This window comes from Nocardia implantans (genome assembly GCF_035544775.1).
Taxonomy (GTDB): domain Bacteria; phylum Actinomycetota; class Actinomycetes; order Mycobacteriales; family Mycobacteriaceae; genus Nocardia; species Nocardia implantans.
Window position 1 is genome coordinate 402,724 of the sequence record NZ_JAYKYQ010000004.1, and the last position, 22,988, is coordinate 425,711.

The window sequence follows — 22,988 nt, forward strand, 5'->3', positions numbered from 1 at the left end:
TGACGGCGACGGTCGACGGACGCCCTACCCGCGGTTCTTCGCCGGACGGTTGGTCGCGGCGCGACGTTCGGCTTCCTTCGCCTTGATGCGCTCGTTCTCCGCGCGGACCGCGGCGTAGTTCTCCCGCTCGCGCACGAGCCACTCCGGCGGGTCGGCGAGCAAGGCGTCGATCTCGTCGACGGTGAGGTGGTCGGAGACCCCGGCGCGGGTCAGGCCGGTGTTGGAGACGCCGAGTTTGCGTGCCACCACATCGCGCGGAAACGGGCCGGTGCGGCGCAGTTCGGTGAGCCATTCGGGTGGATCGTTGCGCAGCGCGTCGAGCTGGGCGCGGGAGATCGGCGCGTTGCGGAACTCCTCGGGTGCGGCCGGAAGATAGATGCCGAGCTTGTCCGCCGCCGTCAACGGCTTCATCATCTGCGATTTCTGGTCCGGGCTCACCGGGCCAGCTTACTGGGCGGCGCGGCGGGGCCCGACTGTGCGGTGGCATACGCTTCCACGAATGAGCCGGTTGGAGTCGATCGATGTGGTGCGCCTGCGCTGGTTCGTCGCGGTCGCGCAGGAGTTGCACTTCGCGCGCGCGGCGAACTCGCTGCACATCTCGCGGCAGAAGCTCAGCCATACCGTCATCGACTTGGAGAACGAGCTCGGCACAAAGCTGTTCGTGCCGGGCGCGCAGCCGACCCAGCTCACCGATGAGGGGCGGGAGCTGCTGGAGCAGGCGCGCGAGATCATCGCCCGAGCCGAATCGGTGGCTCGGCGGGACGAGCCGGAGGCTCCGGCCCCCCTGCGGGTTGGTTTCGTGCCGGGTGTCACGGTGTCCAAGTGGACCCGGATCTGGGCCGAGCGGTTCCCGGACGTCCCACTCGAGGTGAGCGCGCTGGCGCAGGCGGATCAGGAAGCGGCTTTGCGCGCGGGCCGGGTGGACATGTGCTTCGTCCGGCTCCCGATCGACCGGGAAGGCATGAGCGCGATCCCGCTCTACCGGGAGGTTCCGGTCGTGGTGGTGCAGAAGGAGCACCCGCTGTCGGTGTTCGACGAGGTGCGCATGGCCGACCTGGCCGACGAGCGGCTGCAGGACACCTCGGACGTCGACGCGGTCGGCGGCGCACTGGAACTGGTCGCCGCGGCCGGTGGCGCGGCGATCGTGCCGCACTCGCTCGCTCGCCTGCATCACCGCCGCGACCTCGTCTACCGTCCGATGCTCGACATCCCCGACACCGAGGTCGCGCTGGCCTGGCCCGCCGATCGCACCACCGATCTGGTGGAGGATTTCATCGGGGTCGTCCGTGGCCGCTCCGAGCGCAGCTCCCGCGGCCAGGCCCGAGCCGAGAAGACCGAGCCGCGGAAGAAGGCTGCCGTCAAGAAGACCGGAGGGCGCCCGGCCCCGGCCAAGAAGCCCGCCCGGCGTCGCGGACGGTAGCCGGTCCGGCGGCGGCACGAACCGGCCCGGGTCCGCGCCGCCCGGCGATCAGCCCTTGCAGACTCGGTTCAGTTCGTCGGTCGCGGCGTCCATGCTCGTGACCTTGTCATCGGTCAGGGCGCGGGCATAGGCGGCGATGGCGTCCTTCTCCGCGCCCTCTGCCGGGATGGCCGACAGCTTGGCGGCCAGCGACTGCTGCACGGTCGGGTCCAGATTGCCGCCCGACTCGTCGATGGCGGCGTTGATCGCGTCGACGGCCGCGCCGCAGGCCGGTGACTGGGCATGCGCGGGCGCGGCGGGCAACAGCAGCAGCGAGCCGAACGCGCTCACGGCGAGCAGGGCGGCCGAACAGGTCTTGATCATTGCGTCCTAAGTGGTCGTGGGAACAGAAACCGAGGTCCGCGACCCGGCTGGGACGCGGACCTCGGACGCACACGGTACCGGGCCATGGCCCGCGGTACAGGACGAATGAACTTGTGCGGGAAGGATTCTCGGCTAGCGCGGCTTGCGCTGGAGCAGCGAGTCGCGGATCAGGATGCCCGCGATCAGGACGGCGAAGCCGACGAGGAAGATGTCCTCGACCTTGCCCTTGTGGTTGCCGACCAGCATGGCGAGCAGGATCAGCGCGACGATCCAGCCCGCGATCCGGAAGGTACGGCGCGACTCGCCGCTCCAGCCCCAGGCCGCGGAGGGAACTTCGGCGGGATCGACGCGAGTGACGACGCGCTCGGTTTCGACGTGTTCGAGTTCCGTGGCGGCCACGATCGCTCCTTAGCTGTTACTTGTACCGCGATTCCGGTACACCCTCGATGAGCTGCTGCCGCATATCGTGACATACGACGGTGCGTCGTTGTAAGTCGGCCCGCGCCCGTCGAACGTGTTTCGAAGGTAGGACACAATGAAGGCGTGTCCGACATCGTGAGAGTCCTGCTGCTGGGCAGCACCGGATCCATTGGCACTCAAGCGCTCGAGGTGATCGCCGCCAATCCCGACCGCTTCGAGGTGGTCGGACTGGCCGCGCGCGGCGGCAACACCGAGCTGCTCGCCGCCCAGATGGCCGCAACGGGCACCCGCAATGTGGCCGTGGCAGACCCGGCCGCGGCCCAGCGGCTGGACCTGCCCCTCGGCGGTCCGGGAGCGGTGACCGAGCTGGTGCGCCGCACCGAGGCGGACGTGGTGCTCAACGCCCTGGTCGGCTCGCTCGGGCTGGAGCCGACGCTGGCCACCCTTCAATCCGGTACGCGCCTGGCCCTGGCCAACAAGGAGTCGCTGGTCGCGGGCGGCTCCCTGGTCACCCGTGCCGCCGCCCCCGGGCAGATCGTCCCGGTGGACTCGGAACATTCCGCGCTGGCGCAGTGCCTGCGCGGCGGCCGCGCCGACGAGGTCGACCGGCTGGTGCTGACCGCGTCCGGCGGCCCGTTCCGCGGCTGGACCGCCGAGATGCTGGAGTCGGTCGAGCCCGCCGAGGCGAAGGCGCATCCCACCTGGTCGATGGGTTTGATGAACACCCTCAACTCGGCGTCGCTGGTGAACAAGGGACTCGAGCTGATCGAGACGCACCTGCTGTTCGGGGTGCCCTACGACCGCATCGATGTCACCGTGCACCCGCAATCGATCGTGCACTCGATGGTCACCTTCACCGACGGCTCCACGCTCGCCCAGGCCAGCCCGCCGGACATGAAGCTGCCCATCGCGCTGGCGCTCGGGTGGCCGGACCGGGTGCCGGGCGCCGCCGCGGCCTGCGATTTCGCCACCGCGTCCACCTGGACGTTCGAACCGGTCGACAACGACGTCTTCCCCGCGGTGGAGCTGGCGCGCGCCGCCGGTGAGGCCGGTGGCAGCGTCACCGCCGTCTACAACGCCGCCAACGAAGTGGCGGTGCAGGCTTTCCTGGACGGCGTCATCCGTTTCCCGCAGATCGTCGGCACGGTGGCCGCCGCGGTGGAGGCCGCGGGGCAGTGGCGCGCCGAGCCCGATTCGCTCGACGAAGTCCTCGCCGCGGACGCCTGGGCGCGGGAGTTCGCCGCAGCCCGGGTGCGCGCGTGACGCCCTGGCGCCGGATCGGACGCGCGCGGCGACGGCGTCCTGGCACACTGAACACACAGGACCGGACTTTGTCCCATTAGGGTGGTCAGAGTGCTCGCGGCCAGGAGCGGACGCGTGCGGGCGGGATATACGAGCTGCGCATACGCAGGAGGGCTGTAGAGCAAATGGTGTTCGCGTTGGGGTTCGTGCTGTTCGCACTGGGCATCACGGTGTCGATCGCGCTGCACGAATGTGGGCACATGTGGACCGCCCAGGCGACCGGCATGAAGGTGCGACGGTATTTCATCGGCTTCGGGCCGAAGATCTTCTCGTTCCGCCGCGGTGAGACCGAATACGGCCTCAAGGCGCTTCCGCTCGGCGGTTTCTGCGACATCGCCGGCATGACGGCGCTCGACGAACTGCGCCCGGAGGAACTCGACCGCGCCATGTACCGCCAGGCCACCTGGAAGCGGCTGGTGGTGATGTCCGGCGGCATCGCGATGAACTTCGTGCTCGGCTTCATCTTGATCGTGGTGCTCGCCGTCGGCTGGGGGTTGCCGAACCTGAAGGAACCGCCCGCGACCGCGCTGGGGGTCATGAGCTGCGTGCCGCAAGGCAAGCCGGACGGCTCGAGCGAGCCCTGCACCGGCACGGGCCCGGCGCAGCGGGCCGGACTGCAGCGCGGCGACATCGTCAAAGAGGTCAACGGCGTCAAGGTGGACACCTGGCGGCAGTTCCAGGCCGAGACTCAAAAGCAGACCGGCCCGTTCACCTACGTCATCGAGCGCGACGGCCGCACGCTCACCATTCCGGTGACCCCGGAGCGCGTCGTGCGTTACCCCGAAGGCGGGGGCGAGGGCCGCGTGGTCGGCGCCATCGGCGTGGCGCCGGAGCGCTACGACCCCGTGCAATACGACCTGCTCGGCGCCGTTCCGGCGGCCGCGGGTTTCACCGGCGACATGTTCCTGCGCACGGTCGACTCGCTGACCCAGATGCCTGCGAAGGTCTCCGCGCTGTGGGACGCGGTGACCGGAGGTGAGCGTGATCCGGAAACCCCGGTCAGCGTGTACGGCGCCAGCAAGATCGGCGGCGAGACCGCCGAACGCGGCCTGTGGAACATCTTCATCCTGGTGCTGGCCAGCCTGAACTTCTTCCTCGGCATCTTCAACCTGCTGCCGTTGCTGCCCCTCGACGGTGGGCACATCGCGGTGGTGATCTACGAGAAGATCCGCAACACCATCCGCGGCTGGAAGGGGCTCGCGCCGGGAGCGCCGGTGAACTACCTGAAGTTGCTGCCCGCGACCTATGTCGTGGTGGTGATCGGCGGCGCCTACATGCTGCTCACCCTGGCCGCCGACATCGTCAACCCGATCAAGCTGTTCTGACCGAGGCCGCCGATCGTTGGTGTGACCGGTGACGTACGGTGGGCCTAGCGCACCACGGCTAGACTCGGCACCGAACCGGCCGGACACGACGAAAGTAGGCAGCCGAAGGTGACCAGCACAATCGGATTGGGGATGCCGACCGCCCCCGCGGCAGTGCTCGCTCCACGGCGTAAGACCCGCCAGCTGATGGTGGGCAATGTCGGGGTTGGCAGCGACCACCCGATCTCGGTGCAGTCCATGACCACGACCAAGACGCACGACGTGAACGCCACCCTGCAGCAGATCGCGGAGCTCACCGCGTCGGGGTGCGACATCGTGCGGGTGGCCTGCCCGCGTCAGGAGGACGCGGACGCGCTGGCCACGATCGCCGCGAAATCCCAGATCCCGGTGATCGCCGACATCCACTTCCAGCCCCGCTACATCTTCGCCGCGATCGACGCCGGATGCGCCGCGGTGCGGGTCAACCCCGGCAACATCAAAGAGTTCGACGGCCGGGTCAAGGAGGTCGCCAAGGCCGCGGGCGCGGCGGGCATCCCGATCCGCATCGGCGTGAACGCCGGTTCGCTGGACAAGCGGATGCTGGAGAAGTACGGCAAGGCCACGCCGGAGGCGCTGGTGGAGTCGGCGCTGTGGGAGGCGAGCCTGTTCGAGGAACACGGGTTCGGCGACATCAAGATCTCGGTCAAGCACAACGACCCGGTGATCATGGTGGAGGCCTACCGTCAGCTGGCCGCGCAGTGCGACTACCCGCTGCACCTCGGAGTCACCGAGGCAGGCCCGGCGTTCCAGGGCACGATCAAGTCGGCGGTGGCGTTCGGCGCGCTGCTGTCGGAGGGCATCGGCGACACGATCCGCGTGTCGCTGTCCGCGCCGCCCGCCGAGGAGGTCAAGGTCGGCGGGCAGATCCTGCAATCGCTGAACCTGCGTCCGCGCAAGCTGGAGATCGTGTCGTGCCCGTCCTGCGGGCGCGCCCAAGTCGACGTGTACACGCTGGCCAACGAGGTGACCGCGGGCTTGGAGGGCATGGCGGTGCCGCTGCGGGTGGCCGTTATGGGTTGTGTCGTGAACGGGCCCGGCGAGGCGCGCGAAGCCGACCTGGGCGTGGCCTCCGGCAACGGCAAGGGCCAGATCTTCGTCAAGGGCGAGGTCATCAAGACCGTCCCGGAGGCGCAGATCGTCGAGACGCTCATCGAAGAGGCGATGCGCATCGCCGAGGAGATGGGCGAGGAGGCCGGCACCGGCGAACCGGTCGTCACCGTTCGCTGAGGACACGCCTACCAGCGCTTTCGGCATAGCCATACCGCATCGCGCCGGTTCGTGGCAGGCTGTCACCGTGCGGAGTCTGCTGGAGCCGGCGCGTCGGGCCAAATACGCCCCTGCGCGGCAGCTCGCTAATCGGGATCTTGCCCAGGTGCTGCGTGTGCTGGATGCCGATCCGGTGGCCTCGTGCATGGTGGCGGCCCGCTTACAGGAGTTCGGCCTGGACAACCGGTGCGGCCAAGGGGAGCTGTGGAGCAGGGGCGGTCCGGCGGAGTCGCTGTGTTTCTCGGGGGCGAACCTGGTGCCGTTGCTGGGGGATCGCGACGCGTTGCGCGCGTTCGCAGACCGCGCTGTCCGCTGGCCTCGGGTCTGTTCCTCGGTGGTGGGGCGCAGGGAACTGACGTTGCCGCTGTGGGAGATGCTGTCCGGTCATTGGGGTCCGGAGCGCGAGCTACGCGGGGAACAGCCGCTGCTGGCGCTGGCCCAGCCGCCGCTGGCTACGCCGGACGCGGAGGTCCGCCGGGTGCGTCGGGACGAACTCGACCGCTATCTGTCGGCCGCGATCGCCATGTTCATCGAGGAGGTCGGCGTCGATCCGCGCGCGGGTGACGGCGGACGTGGCTACCGCCGGCGCATCCAGAGCTTGATCGAATCCGGCCGTGCCTGGGCTCGTTTCGAGGACGGGGAAGTGGTCTTCAAAGCGGAGGTCGGCTCCGTGTCCCGGCGCACCGGCCAAATCCAAGGCGTGTGGGTGCACCCGGATCACCGGGGCAGGGGGTACGGCACCGCGGGCACCGCGGCGGTCGCGAACGCCGTGGTCGCCTCGGGCCGCACCGCGAGCCTGTACGTGAACGACTACAACGCGATAGCTCGCCGCGCCTACAGCCGTGTCGGATTCCGGCAGATCGCGACCTTCGCCACCGTCCTGGTCGACTGAGCGTGGCCGTCCGCGCGGCGAATCCCGGAGTGCCGCAGGCGTTTGCCCGTGAGTCACTACTACCATCGGTGCCGATGTCGACTCGGATGCTCCTCTCGCTCGCCGTCGCGGCCGTCACGGTGGTCGCCGCCGGTTGCGCGAGCAAGCCGCAGGGGCCGGTCCCCGTCGCGGACGCGTTCGTCACAGCGTTCGCCGAGCACCGGGTGAGCGCCGCCGCCGACCTCACGAATCTGCCGGAGAAGGCAAGCGCCGCGCTGCGTTCCGCCTGGGATCAGCTGCAGGCCGAACAGCTCACCGCCCGTACCGGCGCGGCGCGCGTGACCGGTGACACGGCGACCGTCGACTACACCTACGAGTGGCGGCTGCCCAAGAACCGGATCTGGAAGTACTCCGGCCAACTGCAGATGGGACGCAGCAACGGGCGCTGGATGGTGCGCTGGACCTCCTCCGACATCCATCCCAGACTCGGCGACACCCAGACCATGGCGTTGCGCTCGGATCCACCGCCGCGGGCGCGGGTGAACGAGCAATCCGGCAGCGACGTCATGGTGCCGGGCAAGGTGTCCAGGGTCGCGTTCGTCGCGGCCGACGCCGCCGATCCGAAAAGCGTGGCCACCGCGCTGTCGGCCGCGCTGTACCGCTTCGACAAATCGCTGACGCCGCAGTCCATTCTGGACGCGGCCGAGGCCGCACACGGCCCCTATACGGTCGCGCTGCTCAACGACCTCGAATCCGCCCAGGTGACTACCGATCTGATCGGGCTGCCCGGCGTCACGGTGACGCAGCAATGGGATCTGGTCGCCACCGATCGGGAGTTCGCGCCCGATCTGCTGACCCAGGTGCGCAAAACGGTGATCGCGGAAGTGGACGGCAAGGCCGGGTGGAGCGTGGTCACCCTGAACGCCAACGGGGCTGACACCGATGTCCTGATGGAGGTGCCCTCGCAGCCGGCGCCGTCGTTCTCGCTGAGCATCGACCGCAATGTGCAGAACGCCGCCCAGAGCGCCGTGCAGCCGCGTACCGAGCAGACCATGATGGTGGTGCTGCGCCCGTCCACCGGCGCGATTCTGGCGGTCGCGCAGAACAAGGCCGCCGATCGGGACGGCCCCCTCGCCACGATCGGTCAGTATCCGCCCGGGTCGGTGTTCAAGACGGTGACCGCCGCCGCGGCCATGTCGAACGGCCTCGCGACTCCCGACACGGTGCTGCCGTGCCCGAGCCGAATCGTGATCGGCGAGCGGACCATTCCCAATTACAACCTGTTCACCGTCGGCAATGTGCCGATGTCGACGGCCTACGAGCGGTCCTGCAACACCTCGTTCGCCAAACTCGCCAGTGCTCTGCCCGGTCCGGCATTACGCGAGGCCGCCGCGAAGCTCGGTGTCGGGCCCACCTATTCGGTGGTGGGACTGCCGACGACCTCCGGCTCGGTGCCCGCGTCGGACGACCTGATCCAGCGCACCGAGGACGGGATCGGCCAGGGCAAAGTGGTGGTCAGCCCGTTCGGCATGGCTCTCATGGCGGCCACCATCGCGCACGGCTCGGCGCCCGTGCCGTACCTGATCGCCGGGCGGCCCACCCAGATCGATGGCGACCGTCCTGCGCTGGCCCCCGATGTCATCGAGGGACTGCGCACCATGATGCGCCAGGTGGTCGTCGGCGGCACGGCCGAGCGGATCGCCGATCAAGGCGAGGTCTACGGCAAGACCGGCGAAGCCGAAGTGGACGGCGGGTCGCACTCCTGGTTCGTCGGCTTCCGCGGCGACCTCGCCTTCGCGACGCTCCTGGTCAAAGGTGGCAGCTCCGACAACGCCGTCGCGGTGACACGCGACATGCTGGCGGCGCTGCCACCCGAGTATTGACCTGTGCGGGCTCGGTCGTCAGTCATCGGGGGGCGGCCCGATCAGCAGATGTTCCAAGCTGACCGTGTGGTCGGAGTACTCGTCGACGCCGATGACGGCGACGAAGTCCCGATCACCGGCACGCTGTTGCAACGCGCCCCACGAGTGGGCGAGGTACCACCCCGCTCCGGCGGTGCCGCGTGGACCCAAACCGCCGCAGTACATCCAGTAGCGGCCGGGATGCCGCTGCGGACTGGGACGCACGCGGGCGACGACGCCGATATTGCGGTCGTCGCCGGAGTCGTACCCGCTCCCGTCGGCCAGCCGCAGCCGCACGGCTTGGGAGCCGTCGTCGGCGGGGCTCTCCCGCACGGTGAACAGCGGGCGCTGGGCGGTGTCCAGATACAGCCGCAGGCAGTCGTTGCCGATGAGTCCGAAGCTGATGTACGGGCGGTCGCGGTGCGCGCGGACATCGCGGTCGCTGCGAACGTCGACCGGAACGCTGGTGTGACGCTGTAGGAAGGACAGCACGTACAGCAATCCGCGAAGATCGTTCTCCGCCACTACCGACGGCAGGTCGGCGTACCGGTTGCCGAGCGCGCCGCCCGGTTTCTGGAACACACGCTGTCGGCTGATCCGGGCCGCTCGAAGCGCTTCCACCGACGACTGCGCCAATTCGTACGCCGGGTAGACCAGCGTCGTTCCGTCGGTGGTCGCCTCCGCCCCGAGGAATGCCTCCAGTGAGGCGTCCACGCCGATGAAACCCGTCTCCTGGGAACGGTCGACGGGTGTGGAGTTGGCCATTTGAAACAGTCCCTCGACGGTCCAGCCCGGGAACATTCGTTCCAGCACCCGGCAGTGATAGTCGCGCGGCAATCCGATCATGCGTCCGGACAGCCACTGGTAGTACTGCGCCTTCGCAGGCCCGTGCCCAGGCGGGATGGGCGGATCGAGCCGCGCCGCGCACCGGTCGTACGCGGCCAGAAAATCGTGATGACTTTTGAGATGCCGCTCCGCCAGCAGCATCTTGAGTACGGTCGCCAACGAAACCCCCTTACCCCTGCAGCCTCCGTCCACGGTGACGGAGACTCATGTCGTATTCGCTCAACCGCGACGAAACTGGGCCGCCGGCAAGTGCCTGCCGACGGCCCAGCCGCTTCAGCCGTCAGATGTAGGTGAATGGGAGACCATTACTGGTTCCTCCGGAGGTGGTCGCGGTGACTTGCACTGTTCCCGTTCCGGCGGGAGTGACGGCGGTGATCTGTGTTGCGGAGTCGACGGTGAACGAGGTTGCCGGTGTGCCGCCGAAATCGACGGCCGTGGTGCCTGTCAGGTCGGTCCCGGTGAGGACGACCGTCGTTCCACCGGCCGCCGGCCCTACATTCGGAAGCACGACCGCGAGTGTCGGTACCGCGATGTAGGTGTAGGCAAGGCCGTTGCTGGTTCCGCCGGAGGTGGTGGCGGTGACTTGCACCGTACCGGTCCCGGCGGGAGCAACGGCGGTGATCTGAGTTGGTGAGTCGATCGTGAACGAGGTCGCCGGTGTGCCACCGAAATCGACCGCGGTAGTGCCGGTCAGATCCGTCCCGGTGAGGACGACGATCGTGCCGCCCGCTTCCACGCCTACGTTCGGAAGCAAGGCGGTCAGGCTGGGCGCCGCGATGTAGGTGTAGGCGACGCCGTTGCTGGTTCCGCCCGGGGTGGTGGCGGTGATCTGCACTATTCCGGTACCGGCGGGCGCGACGGCGGTGATCTGCGTCGCGGAGTCCACGGTGAACGAGGTCGCCGGTGTGCCACCGAAATCGACCGCGGTCGTTCCGGTCAGGTTCGTTCCGGTGAGAACGACCGTTGTGCCGCCCGAGGCCGGTCCTACGCTGGGCACGCCCACGGTGAGGGCGGGCACCGGAATGTAGGTGTAGGCGACGCCGTTGCTGGTCCCGCCCACGGTGGTCGCGGTGACTTGGACGGTTCCGGTCCCGGCGGGGGCGACGGCTGTGATCTGTGTCGCGGAGTCGACGGTGAACGAGGTCGCCGGTGTGCCGCCGAAGTCGACCGCGGTAACTCCGGTCAGGCCCGTGCCGGTGAGGACGACGGTTGTCCCGCCCGCTTCCGTGCCGATATTCGGAGCCACCGTGGTGAGGGTGGGCACCGCGACGTAGGTGTAGGCGACGCCGTTGCTGGTTCCGCCCGGGGTGGTGGCCGTAATCTGGACGATTCCGGTCCCCGCCGGGGCGACAGCCGTGATCTGGGTTGGGGAGTCGACGGTGAACGAGGTGGCCGGTGTGGCGCCGAAGTTCACCGCTGTCGTACCGGTCAGGTCGGTGCCGGTGAGAACGACTGTCGTGCCGCCGGACACCGAGCCCAGGGTCGGAGCCGCCGCGGTGAGGGTGGGCAGCGCGACGTAGGTGTAGGCGACGCCGTTGCTGGTTCCACCCGCCGTGTCGGCCGTGACCTGAACAGTTCCGGTCCCCGCCGGGGCGACGGCCGTGATCTGCGTGTCGGAGTCGACGATGAACGAGGTGGCCGGTGTGGCGCCGAAGTTCACCGCGGAGGTGGTGGACAGCCCTGTCCCGGTGAGGACGACGATCGTGCCGCCGGTGACCGGTCCTACGTTCGGCACCACCGTGGTCAGGGCGGGGACCGGGATGTAGGTGTAGGCGACGCCGTTGCTGGTTCCGCCGGGGGTGGTAGCGGTGACTTGCACGGTCCCGGTCCCCGCCGGGGCGACGGCGGTGATCTGGGTGGCGGAGTCGACGGTGAACGAGGTGGCCGGTGTGGCGCCGAAGTTCACCGCGGTGGTGCCGGTCAGTCCTGTTCCGGTGAGAACCACTGTCGTTCCGCCCGATACGGAGCCGACATTGGGAAGCGCCGTGGTCAGGGTGGGCACCGCGATGTAGGTGTAGGCGACGCTGTTGCTGGTTCCGCCGGGGGTGGTGACGGTCAGCTGCACGGTTCCGGTCCCCGCCGGGGCAACGGCGGTGATCTGGGTGGCGGAATCGACGGTGAACGAGGTGGCCGGTGTGGCGCCGAAGTTCACCGCGGTGGCTCCGGTCAATCCCGTGCCGGTGATCACGACTGTCGTGCCACCGGTCGCGGGACCCACATTCGGCACGACCGTGGTGACGGCGGGGACCGGGATGTAGGTGTAGGCGACGCCGTTGCTGGTTCCGCCGGGGGTGGTAGCGGTGACTTGCACGGTTCCGGTCCCCGCCGGGGCGACGGCGGTGATCTGGGTGGCGGAGTTGACGGTGAACGAGGTGGCCGGTGTGGCGCCGAAGTTCACCGCGGTGGTGCCGGTCAATCCTGTGCCGGTGATGACCACTGTTGTCCCGCCTGCTTCCACGCCCGCGTTCGGTACCACCGCGGTGACAGTGGGCAGCGCGACGTAGGTGTAGGCGACGCTGTTGCTGGTTCCGCCAGCGGTGGTGACGGTGACTCCCACGGTTCCGGTTCCGGCGGGTGCGACGGCCGTGATCTGGGTGTCGGAGTTGACGGTGAACGAGGTGGCCGGTGTGGCGCCGAAGTTCACCGCGGTGGCTCCGGTCAGGCCCGTGCCGGTGATGACGACCGTGGTTCCGCCGGTGACCGGCCCTACGCTCGGGACCACCGTGGTCAGGGCGGGCACGGCGACGTACGTGTAAGCGGCGGCGTTGCTGGTTCCGCCAGCGGTGGTGACGGTGACTCCCACGGTTCCGGTTCCGGCGGGTGCGACGGCCGTGATCTGGGTGTCGGAGTTGACGGTGAACGAAGCTGCCGGTGTGGCGCCGAAGTTCACCGCGGTGGCTCCGGTCAGGCCCGTGCCGGTGATGACGACCGTGGTTCCGCCGGTGACCGGCCCTACGTTCGGCACCACCGTGGTGATGGCGGGCACCGGGATGTAGGTATAGGCCAGGCCGTTGCTGGTTCCGCCGGGTGTCGTGACGGTGACTTGCACGGTTCCGGTCCCGGCCGGGGCGACCGCCGTGATCTGAGTGGCCGAGTTGACGACGAACGAGGTCGCCGGTGTGGCGCCGAAGTTGACCGCTGTCGCTCCCGTAAGGCCCGTGCCGGTGATGACGACCGTCGTCCCGCCGGTGACCGGACCGGCGTTGGGCACCAACGTGGTGATGGCGGGCACCGCCACATAGGTGAAGGGAAGGCCGTTGCTGGTTCCGCCGGCAGTGGTGACGGTGACCTGAACGGTCCCCGTTCCGGCCGGAGAGACGGCGGTGATCTGGGTGTCGGAGTTGACGACGAACGAGGTCGCCGGTGTGCCACCGAAGTTCACCGCGGTGGCAGTCGACAGGCCCGTGCCCGTGATGACGACCGTTGTTCCGCCGGTTGTCGGACCGGTCGTGGGTACCAGGCTGGTCAGCGCGGGGACGCCGGCATAGGTGTAGGTGACACCGTTGCTGGTCCCGCCCGAACCCGTGACCGTGACCTGCACGCTCCCCGTTCCGGGAGGCGCGATGGCGGTGATCTGAGTGGGCGAATTGACCGTGAAAATGGTTGCGGTGTTGCCGAACCGGACAGTCAGTGGGCCGGTGAACCCGGTGCCGGTGATCGTGACGGTGTTACCTCCCGAGGCAGGCCCTGCGGTCGGCGAGATGGAGGTGATGGTGGGGACGACCACGTAGATGAACGGCACCGCACCGCTGGTGCCGCCCGGACCGGTGACCGTGACCGGCACGATCCCTGTACCGGCCGGCGTGACAGCCGTGATCTGGGTGTCGGAGTTGACCGTGAACGAGGTCGCCGGTGTGCTGCCGAAATTGACCGCGGTAGCTCCCGTGAAGCCCGATCCGGTGAGCGTGACCGTCGTCCCGCCCGCGGTGGAGCCTTGGTTCGGGCTGATGCTGTTGAGCGCGGGAACCGGAACATAGGTGTAGGGGAGGCCGTTGCTGGTTCCCCCCGCGTTGCTGACGGTGACCTGCACCGTACCGACCGAGCCGGCCGGGGCGATGGCCGTGATCTGAGTGGGTGAGTCGATCGTGAAAGTGGTCGCGGTACCGCCGAACCGCACGGTCGTCGGACCGCCGAATCCGGTACCCGTGATAACGACGCTGGTTCCACCCGTTGCGGGCCCTGATGTCGGGGAGAGGGAAGTGATGGTAGGCATGGCGCTGCCTCCTTTTTGCCGTGGTGATGATTCCTCTGCACCGGGGGGCGCCCGCCGCTCTTCAACGGCCCGGCTATCTCCATTAACGCCTTTGGATTGGTGGCTGGCAACGTATCTCGCGATCCGTTTTGGTCCGTTTTCGGTTCGCCGGTGGCACGTCGGGTAGCGGCGCGAACATCCTGGCAGGTGTTGTGGCAGCAAAAATTTCGACGGTGCTACGCCGCTGCCGATGAGTACACCGCTAGCACGCAGCATGCCGAGATCTTCGGTCTCGGCGAACGGTTGGCGACCATCCGGAAAGTCCGTCGGCATCCCGGGCTCGCCAGCCCTTTCCGGGTTACAGGAACAGTTCCGGCGGATCGTCGAATTCGATGCCCGCCTGTCGCGCTCGGGACACCATCTTCCGATCCCACTCGCGGTGCACCCGGAGTGCCATACGGAACTCGCCCATCTGCTGGGACATCTGCTGGGTCTGCGAAATGGCGAGGTCGCTCAATACTTTCGCGGCGTCCGCCTTCGTCTTGGTCATGTGGGCGTCGACGTCGCCGCGTTTGAACCACGCCGTCACCGCCGCCGACAGGGCCGACGAGCCGGCGATGAGCACGAGCGCCGCGAAGATCGGCGACTGCTGGACCAGATTCATGACGCCTCCCTCAGCTTCACGGCGCGCAGTATTCGAACGTCTTGCAACACCTGATGGCGCTTCCACAGGAACGCCAGACCCAACGCGATCGGCAGCGGCCCTCCGAGAACCGTCGCCGGGCCGAGGGTTCCGTGCTGCAGTTGCAACAGCAGCAGCTGCGCGCCGAAGGCGACCAGGGACCAGCCGAGCGCGCCCAGACCGACCTGCTCGATCAGATAGCCCCAGACCCGCCGGGCGAACAGACCGACCAGTGTCGTGGCGCAGCCGATCAGCATGAGGACCAGCCACAGCGTGCGGAATCCCGGCGGCATGGCGGCGAACGCCGAATCGGGCGGCGGCCCATAGACGCACTGCAACAGCATCGAGGCACCGAAGACGGCGCACAGCACGACCTCGAAGGGATCGTGGCGGGTCTTCTCCTTCCTGGCCTTCATGCTGGTTCACCGCTGTCCGGTGGCGCAGGGCTGACCCGGTGGCGCGCCGACTCGACCGCGGGCAGACCCAGCGCCGCCGCGACGAGGGCCAGGACGAACCCGGAAAGGTCGGACGAGACAACGCCCTTGGTGACCCCGTACCCGATCAGCGCGACCAGCAGTGGATACAGCAAGGCGCGGACGGGCTCGCTGTGCAGGATCGTGATCACTTTGTTCATCGGTTCTTCCCTTTCTCTCTTGGCGGCGGCAACGGCGCCGCCGGCCGAACGCGAAGCCCGATCACTGGATGCACCCAATCGTCGGGTCCGTTGGGACACGGTCAGGAGTTCTGACCGCGTCGGTGTCGTGGCGTCCTACCCCGACCGGGGAACTAGTTGAACCCGTGTGCGGGGGAGGACGGTTCGTGGTGCGATATTCCCGCCCGCACCGCGGCGGTGACGTCCCGTCGAATGCCGGTCGTCACCGTGGCACGAGGATCCGGCGCGTGCGGTCCCGAAGGCGGGGGGAGGAAGGTAGGCATGGCGCTGCCTCTCTGTTTGCTGGTTCCTCCGAAGCGGGGGTGCGCGAAGCTGGTGCCGGATCGGTTAACTCCGTTATGCCGCAGGAAAGGCGCGTCGGCAATGTGTCGGGTGATCCGTTTTTGTCCGTTTTCCGGATTGTTGCCACGTGTTGACCAGTGCCGCGTGCCGCGCCGGGTGCGCAGCGTCCGGCCTTGCCGCGAAGTTGTTCTCGCCGGTATGGCGGGCCGGGACTGTCGTCCTCGCTGTCCACCATTCGCTCGATGGACGGAATCCGCACGCGCGCAGTGGCTGTCAGGGTGTGGGTGCCTGCTCGGCCTCGGGGCGACCATCCGCCGGTGTGCAGGAAGGTCCGGCCGGTCGCGCGGAGCGGTCCATTGGATCGGGCCGCGATAGTGCCGGATGCTCGGCCGGGCAACGCGAACGGACCGCCACCGGAATCCCGGCGACGGCCCGTGAGCTGTCCGGATCAGACGTAGGTGTAAGTGACTCCGTTGCTGGTGCCACCCGAGCCGGTGACGGTGATCTGCACGGCTCCGGCCGCTCCGCCGGGAGCGACGGCGGTGATCTGTATCGCGGAGTCGATGGTGAAGGTCGTCGCGGTGCTGCCGAACCGCACGGTCAGCGGGCCGGTGAAGCCGGAGCCGGAGATCGTGACATTGTTACCGCCGGATGTGGGACCCGAAGCGGGAGCGACAGCGGTGATGGTGGGCTCCACGACATAGATGAAGGTGGCGCCGTTGCTGGTGCCGCCAGGAGCGGTGACGGTGACCGTCACGATTCCCGTCCCGGCAGGGGCGACGGCCGTGATCTGCGTGTCCGAGTCGACGGTGAACGAAGTCGCCGGTGTGGTACCGAAAGTGACCGCGGTGGCGCCCGTCAGTCCCGATTCGGTGAGCGTGACCGTCGTTCCGGCGGACCCTTGGCCGGGAGCGATGGAGTTCAGGGCCGGGACGGCGAGGTAGGTGTAGGTGGCCCCGTTGCTGGTCCCGCCCGAGTCGCTGACCGTCACCTGCACCGGACCGGCCGACCCCGCGGGAGCAATGGCCGTGATCTGTATCGCGGAGTCGATCGTGAAGGTCGTTGCGGTAGAGCCGAAGCGCACGGTCAGCGGGCCGGTGAAGCCCGTGCCCGCGATCGTGACGCTGGTGCCTCCCGTGGTGGGGCCAGAGGTCGGGTGATTGATGTGATGGTGGGCACGGCGATGCCTCCTCGTTCTGTGGAGATTGTTTCTCAGCACCGGGGGAGGGGCGCCCTGACTCACTCAGTGGCCCGGCACTTCCCATTAGCGCCCGGCACCGCCACTTCGGCAATGCTCCGCCCACTCCGTTTTTGTCCGTTTCTCATCCGAGCCCCGACTCGGTGTGCTCGCGCGAATCACCGCTCGAGTCAGACGGCCTCGTCCGGAAGACTTCGGCTCCGCAAGGCCGCCACCTCATCCGGTGCTTCGAGGGGCCGCAGCGCCCAGTCTCGAGCTCGACCAGTTCCACCAACCGTGGTTGCCGCTCGGCGGGGACGAGAGCTGTGCGCCGGGGCAATGCGGTCGATCACCAATGCCGTCACGGTGAGCGAGCAAGGATCGGTGCTGGTCACCATGCGCACCAGCATCGCGTCGGAAGTGGGGAACAGGCCGCCGCCTTCGCGGCGAGGTCGCCCGGGACGTTGCCCGCCGGAACATTGCACCCCCTGTGACGGCTCATCGTGAGAGGACCCCGCTGCGGTGACCTTCCGACTGCGTCACCTGCTCCGGCGGCACCAGGTGAAAACGGTGGCAGCTCGGGCGACGCCTGGAGGGCGTCGGCACCGGCTCGAGAGCGGTATCGTGGACCCGGTCGTGCTGTCCGAGTACGTTGTGTCCGAGGGGGATTCGTTGACCGATACTACCGGCGCGGCATTCGATGCATGGGGTCGGCCGGCCGCCGCTGACGTGCGGTCGATGCACGGCTCTGTCGACCCGCGGGTAGGAATGGAAGCGTGAACGGCCAGCCCCCACTGCTCCCTGCGGGCCCCGGATCTGTGCTCGAGGCCAGGGCAGTCCTGAACGGAACCGTCGACATGCGCACCTACCAGCGCAAGCATCTGGTCATTTACGTGCACCCCCGGCGAGGTCTCGCGTGGGACATCGGCTTGCTGAAGGCCAACCACCAAGCGAGCTTGTCGACGCTGACCTCCTGCATCGAATGGCTGGACATGCACTTCGGCTGGGAACTGGTGAGCGTCTTCACCCGCCAGGTCGACAAGTACTACATCCACCACGCGATGCTGCGGCGTCGATAGCCGCAGCATCCAGATGATCTTGGCTGCGATACCGTCGAACGGATCGCGGTTGGGTTACACGTGTTGTCACGGCACGTCGTAGATCTCCCACCTCGCGAGTTCAGCCTCCGGAGAGGGACTTCCGTCCCATGGATGCGCATGGAAGTCGTGATCCACCAGATATGCTCGGTATTTCACTTTCGCGGAGCCGGTGTCGGTGACGTACAGGATCCCTGTGCGCGCCCCTAATTCACTTTTCTTCAACGCGTGGGCGACGGTGGTCGCTATCGGCCGAAGTGTATCGGGATTCGTCGACGCCGGTACGCAGAGATGAACCAAGACGATGCCCCTACCCCGATCATCGGGTGCGATGCCTGAGTTCACGTCGAAGAGGTTGACGTCGGGTGGGAGCCGGAGTTCATCGGCGAATCTCGCCAGGTCAGGTTCTTCGATCTCCTGCGTGGGAAGACAACTGTCGATTTTCGCGGGGGTTGTCGACGATGCCACCGTGCTTGTCTTCATCGAGCTGCCACCGGTATCCGGTGTTGATCCGCAGCCGACCGAGGTGCAGGCGATGGCTATCGCCGCAATGGTCGAAGTGCGCCGCATGAATCGCCGGGCGGTGCAACGTGGTGAAATCATTTGACCACCAACTCCCACAGCTTGGGGTCCTCGAAAGTGTTGGAAACAGAGCTCGGCCAGGTGTTTTCCGGCATCCCGCGCGGGTTGTTCCTGAGATTCTTGAGTTCGTTCGCCGCGATCCCCTGCTCTTGCAGATTGCCGACGGCGGCGGTGAAGATATCCGCCATCGCGGTGAATGCTTGGCCGGCCATTTGCCCGATTACGCCAGCGGCCTCGAGTGCTCCGACTACCTCGATGATATCGACGATCAACTCGACTATCTTGCCGTAGTACCCAGCAATGGCTTTGACGATCTCGGTGTAGAGGGCATGCCCACTCCTGGCCAAGGAGATCAACTGGTCGTGCACTTTGTCACACAATTCTGCTGCGGTGACCATCGCCTGCTGCTGGCTTGTACGCGACGCGCTGTACCGGTCCTTGGCGGCTCCTGTCCAATGTCCGTCCAGGCTGATGGAAGGATTGGATTGTGCGTTCTCCGCCCCACGGACCGTCCCGCTCACCGCTTGCCAGTCGGCCGCGTACTGAATGAACAGGTAGGGGGCGGCAATTCCCTCGCCGATCTCGACGAATTTATCCATCACCTTCTTGAGTTCTACCTGTGCGTCGTCACGTTTAGAAGTCACCAGCGCATAGAGCGGCGGCGCCTTCCACTTCAGGCCGTCCACCGCGTCGTTCAACTTGTCCGGAAGATTGTTCCAATCATCCCACGCCTTCTCGAAGTCGCCGATTGATTTGTCCAGGTCTTCCTTTTTGAGAGTCTCGGTCATATGCTGAAGTCCACATCCAATTTGTTGAGGCCGCCTTCGTTCGCCTCGTCCTGGCTTCTGTAAGTGGCCGCCGCTCGGTGCAATGCGACGCCCATTTCGGTGGCCTCGGTGCCGCCTTCACGGAGGCGGTTCTGGATATAGGCAGCGGTCTGAGTGTACTGGTCCCAGGGTATCTGGAAAATCCCGAATTGAATCCTGGAGAACTTCAGCGGCTCTATTTGATCCGCGGCTTTGTAAAGTGCCCGATCCACGGTTTCGGTCCAGGCTTTCGATGCTCGTTCGAGTAGATCCAGTTCTACGGAGAGATTGTCGGCCATCAGATCTCGTTCTCGGTCAGTTTTCGAATGTGCTCGGCAAGCCGCTTGGAAACTTCGGCCTCTGGTTCTCGATCGAGATAAGGATCTCTGACGAAAACCGGCTTCATCGCGCGGATCCTATCGGCGCATGCCACAATGTCGTGGGCGATCGTGAAAGGTTCGGCTGACTGGGCCCATCGCGGATCGATTCGGATGGCGATAATCCTTCTTTCATTCGCCGTCACGGTCAGCGCGGGCTCATCGGACTCGGTCAAGCCGGGGCCGTGTGCTTCGTACGTGACTGGACCAATCAGGCGCGCGAAGGTCTCCTGATAGTCATGAGTGTCTCGCGTTCGCAGAAGCGCGGGTGCGACATCGTGCAAGGATGGAATCGTCGATTCGGGGATCGAGCCGGACTCGGCATATCGGAGTTGCCGCTCATAGAGAGCATACTTGTATGCGGTCATGATGCTCTCCGCATAGCGTGACGGCTCCCAGCTGCCCTTCCAGTTGCGACTGATTTTCACTTCGGTGGGCAGGCAGTCTTCACCTATTTTTACCGATACCAACGCCGACTTCTGCGCCACCGTGAGCGTGTCGCGCTCGGTACCAGCAGCGTAACCACCTCGATCGGCGGCGGCCGATTGATCCTGCCGCCGATTGTCGTCGGATTCGTCCTCCCAATAATTTGGGTCGTCCCACGGAGGTGGGGTGTGTGGCGTCACTTGTCCGCTTTCGAACTCGGCAGTGCCTGATACTCGGAAAGTCGTCGTCCAGCGAACTCGACGGCTGCGGTATTCATGCTCGCGAAACTCCCCTCTCGGCAGCCTGTCGATGGATTCATGCAGGCTGATCAACTCCCCTTTGGGTTCCAGACACTACCGGCGTGCCGGGCCGTCGGCAAGCGGCTGCGCAACGAGTTCGCTACGCACCTACCACTTTTCGGCGCGGGTCTCTTCGAGGCGTTGGAGGGCTTGGGTGATCCAGGTTGTGAAGTGGGTGGTCAGGTCGGTGGGGGTGGTGGGGCGGATGGTGATGTGGTCGGTGCGGTGTTCGGTGTAGCGGCCGTCGGTGGAGATGTCGTGCCACTGGAGGACTTTGGTGGGTTTCGTGTGGGTGTGCAGGGGGGCGGTGATGAGGACGGCGGTGCCGCCGCCGTCGACCGGGCGGCCGAGGAGGCGTTGGTATTGCTCGCGGGGGGTGTTGCGGGCGTTGTCCTGGAGGTAGGTGTCGCGGCGGGGGACCAGGTCGTCGGGGTGGAAGGTGGCTGGTTTCTCTTTGCCGGGGGCGCAGGCGGGGATTGCGTTGACCAGGCGGGCGGGGAGTTGGTCGGCGGGGAACAGGCGGGCGCGGATCGGGCCGTGCTCGTGGTGGTTGCCTGCTTGGCTGAGGACGACGGCGTGGTAGCTGTCGCGGGCGCCGAGGATCCGGTATTCGCGGACGTCGTCGGGACCGGTGCTGTTCTTGTGCTTGCAGGTGCCGCCGAGGATTTCGATCCGGAGCTCGGAGTCGCCGAGGGTGCGGAAGGCTGCGGCGATCTCGTCGAGTTCGTCAGGGGAATAGCGCTGCCATACGGCGGTGCGGTGGGCGGCGAAGTCGTCGCGGAAGGCGAAACGGCTGGTGTAGCGCAATGGGCTGGGGATGCGATCGTGTGCGTCGCCGTACCAGAGAGCGGCGAAGTCGTCCGGGTCCCAGGTCCATTCAGCCATGTGAGGTCCAATCCGGCCGCGTCGAAGCGGCCATGTCCGCGCGCGCACGCCCGCGAGCGAGGCCGGCGTGCGCGGAGTCGAGAAGGTTGCGGCTGATCAGTCGGGCGTGCCGCCGATGACGCCGCCGGGCAGCGTTCTCGGAGGTTCACCGAGCAACTCGTCGGTGTTCTCCTGGGTGATCAGGTAGTCCGGCGTCTTGTGCTCGGATTCGTCGTCCTTGCCGCCGCCGCGAGCACCGGGCGCCATCATGCCGGGCATGCCGCTCGTGCCCCGGAGTCCGGAGGTCGCCCTCGCGGCAGCAGCCGGGTTCATCGCTGGGTTCTGCGTTCCCGGTGTGCCCGGGACACTGCGGGCCGGTTGCGGCTGGTTCGTTGTGCTGGGCGTGCCGGGCATACCCGGTGTGCCGGGGCTGTGCGGAGTCGGGGTGCCTGCCGGAACGGTCTTGGTCGGGTCCGTGGTGGAGGCGGGAGTCGTCGAGGTGGGGTCCACGCCCGCGGGCTTGGTAGTGGTGTCGGACGCCGACGTGTCGGAAGACTGCTGATCCTGTGTCGATTCGTCGGTGGACTGCTGCTGCTGTTCCTCGGTACTCGACTCGTCGGGCTTGCCGTCGCCGTCTTTGTCGCCGGGAATGCCGGAATCGGTGGTAGGACCGTTGCCGGAGTCGTTGGAAGCGGGGCCGCCGCTGTCGTCGCTCTTGTATCCGCCCGGCGGAGGAGCTGGGATGTCCACCGACGCGGTAGGGCCGACCGGAGTGGGCAGCACCGGGATCTTGCCGTCCATCTCGCTGAACGGTTGTACGTAGTACTCGTTCATCGCGACCCGCGCCGACTGCTCGGCCAGGAATCGTTCACTCGACAGGTTCCAGCGTCGCGGGTGGAAGATGCGATCCTCGAACGGGATATTGACGAGGTCGGGGATCGCCTTCTTGGTGTTGGTGATCGCGGTGGCGGCGTCGCGGACTCGGTAATACAGCTCTTCCAGCGATGTCGTCAGATTCTGAGCGTCGCTGGTGTATTTGGCGATGGCGCTCTTGGACTGCTCCGCTGCGGGGCCGGACCAGGCTTGGGCTATGGAAGCCTGGATCGAGCGCGCGAAGGTTTCGACACCCCGCTCCCACTCGTTGCGAGCTTGCCAGTACGTGTCAGCTTGGGTGAACGTGTCGGTGGGATCGAGTGGCTTGAACGTGTCGTTGATCCGGGAGTGTTCCCAACTGTCGGTGTGCTCACCACCGTTTGGGATGCGCTTGTTCTCGTAGCCGCTCATTAGTTGGCTCCATTCGGGAGCCTGGGCGGCGAGAATTGGACTCCGACCGGTGGGCGCTCGGGCAGCGTGGTGTTCAGCCTATTGAACTCCGCGGCAAAGTTACTGTCTGCCTGCATGATTCGATCCCGGGCAAGCCGGTGCACTTCTTGGATGTCCTCGACGATGCGATAGTGCTCTTCCATGATCTGATGGACGCTGTTACGGTCCTCGGCTCCCCGAGCCTTCTTCTTGAACCTATCGACCAGCGTCTGTGCCGAGACCATGTCGCCGTTACCCTCACCCAGGCCCCAGTGAGACTGCCCTGACACGAGATCCATATACCTCTGAATCTTCCGAATTGCGTCCTTGAAATACTGACAGTCCCGGTCTATGTAGACGAAATCCTCCGGGGACATCTGGATGCCTAGCTGCCCTTCTCGTGCGGCGTTCAAGATGTTGCCCATCGGCCGAGGTGGCTGTGCGTTGTCGTCACTCATGTGCTAAATCCCTCCCGG

24 protein-coding genes and 1 pseudogene are annotated in these 22,988 nt (G+C 66.9%); 8 read left to right on the plus strand and 17 right to left on the minus strand.

The features are described 5' to 3' along the window. Window positions 1–24: 24 nt before the first annotated feature. Window positions 25–438 (minus strand): DUF5997 family protein, encoded by a 414-nt coding sequence (locus U3653_RS12410; protein WP_195078731.1) that lies wholly within the window; start codon window positions 436–438, stop codon window positions 25–27. A 61-nt stretch (window positions 439–499) separates the two neighbouring features. Between U3653_RS12410 and U3653_RS12415 the strand changes: the two genes are divergently transcribed. Further along, complete coding sequence (locus tag U3653_RS12415; RefSeq protein ID WP_195078732.1) at window positions 500–1,420, plus strand: LysR family transcriptional regulator; 921 nt, start codon at window positions 500–502, stop codon at window positions 1,418–1,420. Between the two features lie 48 nt (window positions 1,421–1,468). Here U3653_RS12415 and U3653_RS12420 read toward each other — a convergent pair whose 3' ends face one another. Both U3653_RS12420 and U3653_RS12425 read right to left on the minus strand, forming a co-directional pair. After that, window positions 1,469–1,783, minus strand: coding sequence for a hypothetical protein (locus U3653_RS12420; RefSeq protein ID WP_195078733.1), 315 nt, complete (start codon window positions 1,781–1,783; stop codon window positions 1,469–1,471). A 132-nt stretch (window positions 1,784–1,915) separates the two neighbouring features. Then, window positions 1,916–2,182, minus strand: a complete 267-nt coding sequence (locus tag U3653_RS12425; protein WP_195078734.1) for a DUF2631 domain-containing protein — start codon at window positions 2,180–2,182, stop codon at window positions 1,916–1,918. Between the two features lie 144 nt (window positions 2,183–2,326). Between U3653_RS12425 and dxr the strand changes: the two genes are divergently transcribed. From dxr to U3653_RS12450, 5 genes are all read left to right on the plus strand, one after another. Continuing rightward, on the plus strand, window positions 2,327–3,466 hold the full coding sequence (gene dxr / locus U3653_RS12430) for a 1-deoxy-D-xylulose-5-phosphate reductoisomerase (protein WP_195078735.1): 1,140 nt from the start codon (window positions 2,327–2,329) through the stop codon (window positions 3,464–3,466). 164 nt (window positions 3,467–3,630) lie between these two features. After that, the gene (locus tag U3653_RS12435; RefSeq protein ID WP_195078736.1) at window positions 3,631–4,830 is read left to right on the plus strand and encodes a M50 family metallopeptidase; all 1,200 of its coding nucleotides are present in this window, start codon (window positions 3,631–3,633) and stop codon (window positions 4,828–4,830) included. A gap of 108 nt (window positions 4,831–4,938) precedes the next feature. Beyond that, window positions 4,939–6,096 carry a flavodoxin-dependent (E)-4-hydroxy-3-methylbut-2-enyl-diphosphate synthase gene (gene ispG, locus U3653_RS12440; RefSeq protein ID WP_195078737.1) on the plus strand — a complete coding sequence of 386 codons (1,158 nt, stop codon included), beginning with the start codon at window positions 4,939–4,941 and terminating at the stop codon, window positions 6,094–6,096. Window positions 6,097–6,163: 67 nt separating this feature from the next. Beyond that, on the plus strand, window positions 6,164–7,027 hold the full coding sequence (locus U3653_RS12445; RefSeq protein WP_195078738.1) for a GNAT family N-acetyltransferase: 864 nt from the start codon (window positions 6,164–6,166) through the stop codon (window positions 7,025–7,027). Between the two features lie 74 nt (window positions 7,028–7,101). Further along, a complete protein-coding gene (locus U3653_RS12450) occupies window positions 7,102–8,889 on the plus strand; it encodes a penicillin-binding transpeptidase domain-containing protein (protein ID WP_195078739.1) in 1,788 nt (595 codons plus the stop codon). Window positions 8,890–8,907: 18 nt separating this feature from the next. Here U3653_RS12450 and U3653_RS12455 read toward each other — a convergent pair whose 3' ends face one another. From U3653_RS12455 to U3653_RS33255, 7 genes and pseudogenes are all read right to left on the minus strand, one after another. Then, window positions 8,908–9,912, minus strand: coding sequence for a hypothetical protein (locus U3653_RS12455; RefSeq protein ID WP_195078740.1), 1,005 nt, complete (start codon window positions 9,910–9,912; stop codon window positions 8,908–8,910). A gap of 121 nt (window positions 9,913–10,033) precedes the next feature. Next, complete coding sequence (locus U3653_RS12460; RefSeq protein ID WP_323124216.1) at window positions 10,034–13,966, minus strand: beta strand repeat-containing protein; 3,933 nt, start codon at window positions 13,964–13,966, stop codon at window positions 10,034–10,036. 337 nt (window positions 13,967–14,303) lie between these two features. Beyond that, window positions 14,304–14,609, minus strand: a complete 306-nt coding sequence (locus U3653_RS12465; protein ID WP_067808723.1) for a hypothetical protein — start codon at window positions 14,607–14,609, stop codon at window positions 14,304–14,306. Further along, window positions 14,606–15,043 (minus strand): hypothetical protein, encoded by a 438-nt coding sequence (locus U3653_RS12470; RefSeq protein WP_195078742.1) that lies wholly within the window; start codon window positions 15,041–15,043, stop codon window positions 14,606–14,608. The genes U3653_RS12465 and U3653_RS12470 overlap by 4 nt, the downstream gene beginning before the upstream one ends. Continuing rightward, complete coding sequence (locus tag U3653_RS12475) at window positions 15,040–15,261, minus strand: hypothetical protein (protein ID WP_195078743.1); 222 nt, start codon at window positions 15,259–15,261, stop codon at window positions 15,040–15,042. Before U3653_RS12475 ends, U3653_RS12470 begins: the two co-directional genes overlap by 4 nt. Before the next feature lie 769 nt (window positions 15,262–16,030). Continuing rightward, complete coding sequence (locus tag U3653_RS12480) at window positions 16,031–16,573, minus strand: IPT/TIG domain-containing protein (protein ID WP_323124217.1); 543 nt, start codon at window positions 16,571–16,573, stop codon at window positions 16,031–16,033. 9 nt (window positions 16,574–16,582) lie between these two features. Beyond that, a pseudogene (locus U3653_RS33255) lies at window positions 16,583–16,825 on the minus strand (IPT/TIG domain-containing protein); the annotation flags it as partial. Window positions 16,826–17,535: 710 nt separating this feature from the next. On the opposite strand from U3653_RS33255, the gene U3653_RS12485 reads away from it, so the two are divergent. After that, the gene (locus U3653_RS12485) at window positions 17,536–17,838 is read left to right on the plus strand and encodes a hypothetical protein (protein WP_195078745.1); all 303 of its coding nucleotides are present in this window, start codon (window positions 17,536–17,538) and stop codon (window positions 17,836–17,838) included. 66 nt (window positions 17,839–17,904) lie between these two features. Here U3653_RS12485 and U3653_RS12490 read toward each other — a convergent pair whose 3' ends face one another. After that, window positions 17,905–18,201 carry a hypothetical protein gene (locus tag U3653_RS12490; RefSeq protein WP_323124218.1) on the minus strand — a complete coding sequence of 99 codons (297 nt, stop codon included), beginning with the start codon at window positions 18,199–18,201 and terminating at the stop codon, window positions 17,905–17,907. Between the two features lie 76 nt (window positions 18,202–18,277). On the opposite strand from U3653_RS12490, the gene U3653_RS12495 reads away from it, so the two are divergent. After that, the gene (locus U3653_RS12495) at window positions 18,278–18,463 is read left to right on the plus strand and encodes a hypothetical protein (RefSeq protein ID WP_323124219.1); all 186 of its coding nucleotides are present in this window, start codon (window positions 18,278–18,280) and stop codon (window positions 18,461–18,463) included. Here U3653_RS12495 and U3653_RS12500 read toward each other — a convergent pair. From U3653_RS12500 to U3653_RS12525, 6 genes are all read right to left on the minus strand, one after another. Beyond that, complete coding sequence (locus U3653_RS12500; protein WP_195078748.1) at window positions 18,456–19,226, minus strand: hypothetical protein; 771 nt, start codon at window positions 19,224–19,226, stop codon at window positions 18,456–18,458. The genes U3653_RS12495 and U3653_RS12500 overlap by 8 nt on opposite strands. After that, entirely contained in the window at window positions 19,223–19,543 is a 321-nt protein-coding gene (locus U3653_RS12505) for a hypothetical protein (protein WP_195078749.1), read from the minus strand. The genes U3653_RS12500 and U3653_RS12505 overlap by 4 nt, the downstream gene beginning before the upstream one ends. Next, window positions 19,543–20,379, minus strand: coding sequence for a hypothetical protein (locus U3653_RS12510; protein WP_195078750.1), 837 nt, complete (start codon window positions 20,377–20,379; stop codon window positions 19,543–19,545). The genes U3653_RS12505 and U3653_RS12510 overlap by 1 nt, the downstream gene beginning before the upstream one ends. A 75-nt stretch (window positions 20,380–20,454) precedes the next feature. Continuing rightward, the gene (locus U3653_RS12515; RefSeq protein WP_195078751.1) at window positions 20,455–21,231 is read right to left on the minus strand and encodes an ESX secretion-associated protein EspG; all 777 of its coding nucleotides are present in this window, start codon (window positions 21,229–21,231) and stop codon (window positions 20,455–20,457) included. A gap of 96 nt (window positions 21,232–21,327) precedes the next feature. After that, on the minus strand, window positions 21,328–22,494 hold the full coding sequence (locus U3653_RS12520; protein ID WP_195078752.1) for a WXG100 family type VII secretion target: 1,167 nt from the start codon (window positions 22,492–22,494) through the stop codon (window positions 21,328–21,330). After that, the gene (locus tag U3653_RS12525; RefSeq protein ID WP_323124220.1) at window positions 22,494–22,970 is read right to left on the minus strand and encodes a hypothetical protein; all 477 of its coding nucleotides are present in this window, start codon (window positions 22,968–22,970) and stop codon (window positions 22,494–22,496) included. Before U3653_RS12525 ends, U3653_RS12520 begins: the two co-directional genes overlap by 1 nt. Between the last annotated feature and the right edge of the window lie 18 nt (window positions 22,971–22,988).